This window comes from Acinetobacter sp. ABJ_C1_1 (assembly GCF_044684115.1).
Taxonomy (GTDB): domain Bacteria; phylum Pseudomonadota; class Gammaproteobacteria; order Pseudomonadales; family Moraxellaceae; genus Acinetobacter; species Acinetobacter nosocomialis_A.
This window is the reverse complement of sequence record NZ_JBITPU010000033.1, coordinates 1-6,925: the sequence shown is the minus strand read 5'-3', so window position 1 is coordinate 6,925 and position 6,925 is coordinate 1. Positions and strand designations below refer to the sequence as shown.

At 31.0% G+C, this 6,925-nt stretch carries 7 protein-coding genes; 5 read left to right on the top strand and 2 right to left on the bottom strand.

The annotated features are described in order from the left end of the window. Nucleotides 1-130: 130 nt before the first annotated feature. The 5 genes from ACG59Z_RS18670 to ACG59Z_RS18650 all read left to right on the top strand — a co-directional run bounded on the left by ACG59Z_RS18670 (nucleotide 131) and on the right by ACG59Z_RS18650 (nucleotide 3,933). Nucleotides 131-589: a hypothetical protein gene (locus ACG59Z_RS18670; RefSeq protein WP_263613323.1), complete on the top strand. Its 459-nt coding sequence runs from the start codon at nucleotides 131-133 to the stop codon at nucleotides 587-589. A 282-nt stretch (nucleotides 590-871) separates the two neighbouring features. Further along, nucleotides 872-1,216 (top strand): hypothetical protein, encoded by a 345-nt coding sequence (locus ACG59Z_RS18665; RefSeq protein WP_400200711.1) that lies wholly within the window; start codon nucleotides 872-874, stop codon nucleotides 1,214-1,216. Between the two features lie 96 nt (nucleotides 1,217-1,312). Beyond that, nucleotides 1,313-2,419 carry a minor capsid protein gene (locus ACG59Z_RS18660; protein ID WP_400200709.1) on the top strand — a complete coding sequence of 369 codons (1,107 nt, stop codon included), beginning with the start codon at nucleotides 1,313-1,315 and terminating at the stop codon, nucleotides 2,417-2,419. Nucleotides 2,420-2,504: 85 nt separating this feature from the next. Continuing rightward, nucleotides 2,505-2,828 (top strand): hypothetical protein, encoded by a 324-nt coding sequence (locus tag ACG59Z_RS18655; RefSeq protein WP_396480721.1) that lies wholly within the window; start codon nucleotides 2,505-2,507, stop codon nucleotides 2,826-2,828. 340 nt (nucleotides 2,829-3,168) lie between these two features. Further along, nucleotides 3,169-3,933, top strand: coding sequence for a hypothetical protein (locus tag ACG59Z_RS18650; protein WP_400200706.1), 765 nt, complete (start codon nucleotides 3,169-3,171; stop codon nucleotides 3,931-3,933). A 652-nt stretch (nucleotides 3,934-4,585) separates the two neighbouring features. Here the strand turns inward: ACG59Z_RS18650 and ACG59Z_RS18645 are convergent. Continuing rightward, nucleotides 4,586-6,520, bottom strand: coding sequence for a hypothetical protein (locus tag ACG59Z_RS18645; RefSeq protein WP_400200704.1), 1,935 nt, complete (start codon nucleotides 6,518-6,520; stop codon nucleotides 4,586-4,588). After that, nucleotides 6,507-6,925 (bottom strand): ABC-three component system middle component 5 (locus ACG59Z_RS18640; RefSeq protein ID WP_400200702.1); only part of this gene is annotated, 419 nt, incomplete at its 5' end. The genes ACG59Z_RS18645 and ACG59Z_RS18640, both read right to left, overlap by 14 nt.

Sequence of the window (6,925 nt, the reverse complement as noted above, 5' to 3'; positions counted from 1 at the left end):
ATTTTACATAATCCAGATAGTTTTTACATTGAAATCAAATTTGTTTTCACTCCATTACAATTAATTCTTCATAATCAAACTATGAATTTTTTTATTTTCAATTGTTTATAAGAATATTGAGGAGGAAGAAATGCCAAAGTATTTAGCTATAGCAGATAAAGTATACAAGGAAATTAAAAAAGATAATTTATTTACAGAAGACACCATTCAAAATTTAAACTGTTTAATTAGCTTAATTCGTAAAGCAATTAAAGGTACTGAGTTCAAACTGAAGTACAATTTTATAAATTTTGAAGAATGCTTAAATCAATTTAATAAAGAAAAGTCAGTTCATATTGATTTAAGTCTGATGCCAAAGTTTCAAAATGAAGGTGAGTTTATTTTATGGCTTGCTGGTTTCATTGAGCGAATGACAATTGGAGGTAAAGAAAAGTTGCCTCCAATTTCAAACTATATTCCGAAAGGCTTTAGAATTGATAAAGCCGAGATTCCTGTTGCTGCTGAACCAGCTAAAGAAGAAAATGCAGAGATGATCATTAATTACTTTAAATCTGAGGACTATATTAAGAACAATAAAATATCCTCATAAAATATAGAAGTATTCATCCACCATACTTCTATATCTCGCTGATAAAATTCAGCTACCGCCTTCTGGGGCGGTTTTTTTGCTTTAGAAATCTTGATTATATAGATTAAAAATGTCAGAAAATATGGAAATGTTCTATAAAGAAATAATAATGATTTAAAAAATAGTAAGTTAAAGATTATATTGTTATTTTTATTAAAATATTTTTCACATAAAAATACGCTTAAATTACGTATAGAAACATTTACTCGTACATAATTTTCAAAAAAATAGGAAGATGACGAGATGAATGAGAATGCTGAACTCATTAAATATTTAGATATTGCTGAAAATGTTTACGCAAATATTTATGAAAAGTACCAGATTACGGATAACCCTGTGACAAATCTCAATAGGGTTATGGCGGAAATTAGAAAAGAAGCTGAGCAAATCAATTTAAAGTTAAAATATAGCAAAATTGATTTCGAAGAATGTTTAAGTAAGCCTCTTTCTGAAAGAGAGATAAAAGTTGACTTAAGTCTGCTTCCATGCTTTGAGTATCGAGATGAATTTATTTTATGGCTAGCTAATTTTATTGGAAATATTAGCGTGCAGAAGAAATTTATAAAACAAAACTATCAGTTTAATTAGCGCTATAAATTTTTAGTTCCCTAAAGCCTTAAATAAGTTTCTATAGATTAGCGATATAAAAAGAACAAAAAAGTGCACCTTTTAGAGGTAACTTTCATGAAGAATATTACGGAAAAATCGCTTTTTGATGTCTTTACACAGCATCAAGCCTATCTTTATCGGGCATCCTCAAGATCGGTAAATGAGCTTTTTAGATTTTTTAACGATGAAACACTCGTTATGCTTGATCGTTTGGCTGATTTAATAAAACAGCTTAACCAGACTGAAAGGGCAGCTCTTGCGGGTGGCGAATACACAACTCGTCACCTTAAAAATATCCAACTTGTTATTTCTGATTGGTTTAATTCAGTGAGCGATGTGCTACCAGAAATGTTTGCTCATTCGGCAACGAGTTTGGCTGTTTATGAATCAAATTATATGGCTAAGCTATTTGGTAAAGTCATTAAAGATTTAGAAGGAGAGTACCTCTATAAATTAATAAAACGAATTCCACTAGCTGGTGGTGCCTTAGTTGATGAGTCTTTGACTCAAATTAGTGAGAATGCCCGTCAAAGAATTGAATATGTTATTCGAGATGGAATGAATACAGGCATGACACCTCAGCAAATTATTAAGCGTATTACTGGTACGAAACGTCTTAAGTATGAAGATGGATTGCTCAACAGTACCAAAATTGATATTGAACGTATTGTCAGAACCCTACGGAGCCATATTTCAAATCAGGTTTATTTATATAACTTTAAAAAATTTAATTTTGAATATGTCAGATTTGTGAGTGTTCTAGATGGACGGACATCTAAAATTTGTGCCGCCATTGATGGTTCAATTTGGAAATTGAATGACCCAGCGAAAAGAGTTCCACCTTTGCATCCCAATTGCCGGAGTATTCTGGTACCGGTAAGTAAGGACGGCAGGCTTATTGGCAATCGGTCTTTTATTATGGATGAAAGGAGAGTGCGAGACATTCCTAAAGATGAGCGGGCTCAATTAATGGGCCAAATAGATGCAAATATTTCCTTCAAAGAGTTTTTCAAATTGACCGATAATTTTTTTCAAAAAGAATGGTTAGGTCCTAAACGCTATAAATTATATAAAGAAGGGCAATTTGATTTTGATAAATTCTTTGATCCAAAGGGGCGGCTTTACACTCTGGATGAGTTGAGGGAACTCGATGAGCGAACGTTTAAAGTACTTGGACTGTAGCTTGGTAGAGACCAAAATTAACCTTTTGCAACTTAATTTTTAAAGGAGAGCTTGTTACCCTTGCGCGTGAAATTAAGGTGAGACTATGAAATTTATATTCCTCTTTATGAGCGCTATTACTCTTCCATGCTATGCAGCATCTGAAACTATGCAAATGCATTATTGTCAACTTGTGGAAAATGCGGCAAAAGGAGTTATGGATGCAAGACAACATGATGTGCCAGTGACTGAACTACAAGAGATTGCTAGCCATCTTGAAGAAGCAGAGGCAAAGCAGCTTTATCAACAACTCATTGATACAGCATATTCCTCAAAATTATTTGAAGATCCTTTAACCAAGACAAAAGCTGTTGAAGACTTTCAAACTACATGGCATGAAAAATGTTTAACGAAAAGTTCTATAGGCTGAGCTATACATGTAAATCGAACCTACTCATGGAGTAGGTTTTTTTGTTTAGTTAATACAATAAAAAGAAAAGTACTGCAGGTGAAAACATAGATGGAGCTAGATGTTATAAAAATAAATTCCAAGCTTAGCATTGCAAAACGGATTTAACGTTTATGACATCATGATGAAAAGATTCTACATAACAAAATATCTATAACAGATTAAAGACTAACCCTGTCATTTAACAATTAAAGGTATGCATTATAGAGAACCTTTGTAGCTTATTTTTACTCTTAATTTAAGCTTAAGGCTTGGGCTTTTAGATATCGGCTAATCGTTAAGTATGTTTGGAGAACATACAATGATGAATCATGAAAGTTTATCTAAAAGTCTAAGTAAAGCTCCAGAAGTCACATTACTATTCTGGATCATTAAAATTGCAGCTACAACCTTAGGGGAGACTGCTGGTGATGCGCTATCTATGTCCCTCAATTTGGGATATGTAATTAGTACAGCAATTTTCGCAGTGATATTTGCAGTTTTTGTTGGTCTGCAAATTAAAGCCAAGCAATATAATTCATTTTTCTATTGGGCGACCATTATTGCTACGACTACGTTAGGAACTACAATTGCCGATTTTGTGGATCGGACTTTAGGCGTGGGCTATGCAGGGGGGAGTTTAATATTAATTATTTTATTAGGCCTGTCTCTGTTTGTCTGGTATTTAAGCTGCGGCACAATTTCGGTAAAAAGTATTCAGTCTGCTAAAAGTGAAGTCTTCTATTGGTTAACTATTATGTTTTCTCAAACATTAGGGACAGCATTGGGTGACTGGACTGCGGATACTCAAGGGTTAGGGTATACGAGCGCTGCTTTAATTTTTGGTACTTTGTTATTGGTGTTAGCAATCTGCTATTTTTATACTAAAATCTCAAGAACATTATTATTCTGGTTGGCCTTTGTTCTTACTCGACCACTCGGGGCGGTTTTAGGTGATTTCCTCGATAAACCTATTGCACATGGTGGATTAGAGTTAAGTAGATTTACGGCGTCTTTTGTTTTATTTGCTTTTATTGTGGTTTGTTTAATGGTCTTTAAACCTAAAGCAGCAGAGACAGCGCATTAACTTAACTGTTAAAAAAGACCACATTATTCTGTTGGGTGATGTGGTCTTTTTTTATTTGAGTGTAAAAGGTTAAATGAAATCTTGTTAACACTTTATTTTGGACGTAAAAAAGCCCTTGCTCGAAAGCTAAGGGCTTAGTCATTCATTGATCTAGCAATGAACTATATAAGGCTCATCTCATACTAAGCGCAGTATATATGAAATTGAGTCAATAAAGAAGGTGAGGTGTAGCAGATTATCTTGAAGAGCAACAAGCCAAACAACTTTATCAATAGCTTATCAAATCTGCATATTCTTCAAAGTTATTTGAAGATCCTCTCATTAAGTCAAAAGCTGTTGAGAATTTTCAAACCACTTGGCATGAACAATGTTTGGCAAAAGGATTAGCGAAAAATATTTGAGGTGTCTATGGGAAATGGCTATTTAGGGAATAAAAAACTATTTAATTAGTTCTCAAAACATCTGATTTTCTGCAGCTACAATAAGTACCTGCAGAATGAGTAAAAGAGTAAAAGTCCAAGAGGTGCATTTATGACCTTAAAGGACGGATGGTTCTGTTCTTCAATAGTTGGATAGCTCGATGAGGTTAGAGTTTTATTTTCTACTTACCTCACGTTATTCAAAATATTCTAATATTGCTGGTTTTAAATATTTAATCTAATACTAAAGACTTATCTTCCTTAGTAAATGTTGCGACAATATGTTCATGTAAATTATAGTCTTCGGATATTTCTGAAGTAGCCATAATAATTTGAAATGGCTTTGTTAATTTTTGTGATTCATTAAGAATAATATGTTGAAGATTATAGGCTCTATCTGCTTCCAAGCCTCCATCATTGATACCATCAAGCAATAATAGTTGAGGAAAACGCATTTCTGGAGTTTCATTGGAAACACTTAATAAAGCTATATGAAATAAATGTCTCAAAAGAACTAAAGAGCTCTGTGAAAAATATCCAATTTTATTAACAAATATAATATTATCCTCAAAATTTACATCCACAGTTTCTGGATTTACAAACTCTTCTTGTCTTTCTAAATCTTGTTTTAATAGATTTCTTAATTTTTCATTTATTTTAGCTAAAATTTTATTCTTTCTATGAAAAGATTTTCTTTCAAGTTCGGATATTTCTATTTCTATTTTGGAAATTTTATTTTTAGTTTGGTTGAGCTCTTGATTTAAATTTTGAATTTGATAAGCAATATTAAGTAAATTTGACTTAAATAATATTTCGGATTCAATTTCAGACACTTTTTTATGTAAATCAATTAAACCAATTTCATATTTAGTATGCCAAGTTGAAGTTAAATCATCATACTGTTTTTGCAAATCTTTTAATTTTTTAAAGCTAGAGTTATAAGTTGTTTCATAAGTTTTAAGCTTCTCAATTTTTAGCTTTAAAAGTTTATTAGATTCATTTTTTTGAAATAAAATCTCTGTTTGCATTTTCATCAAAGGGGTTATGCCAGCTTCAATTTCTTTTTCAATATTAGCATGGGGCTTATGGCATAAATGACAGTGTGGAATTTCAAATTTTTGATTTGACTCTTGAGTCACAGGTTCGTAACAACTAGGACAAAACTTAAATTCAAAATTCTTTATTTCTTCATGAGTCAATTTGGCTTCGTTAATTTCAACTAATCTATTTTCTAACTCTTTAATAAAATTTTTAGAATCTAAAATATCAAAGTTTAATTCATCAATTTTTTTGCTAAGACTAATGTATTCTTTATTCGTAGCTAATAACTCTAACTTAATGTTATTTTGAAGCTCAAGTTGGTCGGTTGTTAACTGCTCAGAGTTTTGATAGATTTTGTCGTAATTTGCAATGGACAATAATAGCTGTTCTTTTTCTACTGATTTATTTTTAATAATATTTTCAAGCTCATCAATATCATAAACTTCATTTGCTCTTGTCATAAGGCTATTAACAGATTTGATTTCGTTCTTTTTATTTTCTTGAATTTTTTTTAATTCTTTTAATTTATTTTGCAATTCATATAACTCATCTGTATGTAAACCAAAAATAAAGTCACGTACAGCAGCTCTTTTTTCTGAGCTATCCCACTTTTCGAATTTAAAAATAGGATAAGTATACATTTGATCTGCATAAATAATACGCATCAATTGATTCATGGTAATTATTGAATTAGTAGTGGTTGGAATCGGATAATTTAATAATTCAAAAAGTAGTTTGGAAAAACTAAACTTCTCTTCGTAATTATTAAAAGGTAAAACTATCCAATCAGATGTATTAGATTCAAGTGCTGTATCCATTTCACCAAAGAAAATAGATAGTGAATTTTTATCTTTTAAATTAACTGTTCTACAGAGAGTAACTTTTCTTTCAAATATTGAAATTTCTAAAAATGAATCTTTACAATTCAAAGCTGCAGGTTTGAAGTGAATCCCTTCTGCACCAAGTGTATAGGCAATAAAATCAAGTATTGTAGATTTCCCCGAACTATTATGGCCTGTTATAATATTTAAACCTTTTTTAAATGAAAGATCACAAGCTCTATTATTAAAAAAGTTTTTAATAACAAGTCTATTAATATTGATATGGGTAAAATTATTTTCGATCATACTTAAATTCCATTAAATTAGTTCTATCTTTAAGACCATCTTTTCCATAAAACTCATATTTTAAGAAAAAATTGAATAAACTATCTTCAAATGTTGCTGATTTTTCACCAAAAAAATAGCTTCTTACTGGAAGGTCTAAGGAATTAATTAAAGGAGTAATGGTTACTCTCTCCTCATTTAAATAGCTTATATATCCCTTTAAACATAAGTAGTCTATAGCTTGTTCTTGTAACGGTTTCATAGTTTGAAACGTTACATATTTATTAGTAACTTTTCTATATTTTGTACTATATGTTTTGAAAATTTTCCTTACCCCTGTAATTTCTCGAGGTAATTTAATTTCTGTAATCAGATAAGGGAAAACTAAATAAAAATCAATAATTTTTAACCTATCAACTTCTATAG

Excerpts from the sequence above, each read along its gene's own strand:
- ACG59Z_RS18670 (WP_263613323.1), top strand. The coding sequence starts at position 131 with ATGCCAAAGTATTTAGCTATAGCAGATAAAGTATACAAGGAAATTAAA.
- ACG59Z_RS18665 (WP_400200711.1), top strand. The coding sequence starts at position 872 with ATGAATGAGAATGCTGAACTCATTAAATATTTAGATATTGCTGAAAAT.
- ACG59Z_RS18660 (WP_400200709.1), top strand. The coding sequence starts at position 1,313 with ATGAAGAATATTACGGAAAAATCGCTTTTTGATGTCTTTACACAGCAT.
- ACG59Z_RS18655 (WP_396480721.1), top strand. The coding sequence starts at position 2,505 with ATGAAATTTATATTCCTCTTTATGAGCGCTATTACTCTTCCATGCTAT.
- ACG59Z_RS18650 (WP_400200706.1), top strand. The coding sequence starts at position 3,169 with ATGATGAATCATGAAAGTTTATCTAAAAGTCTAAGTAAAGCTCCAGAA.
- ACG59Z_RS18645 (WP_400200704.1), bottom strand. The coding sequence starts at position 6,520 with ATGATCGAAAATAATTTTACCCATATCAATATTAATAGACTTGTTATT.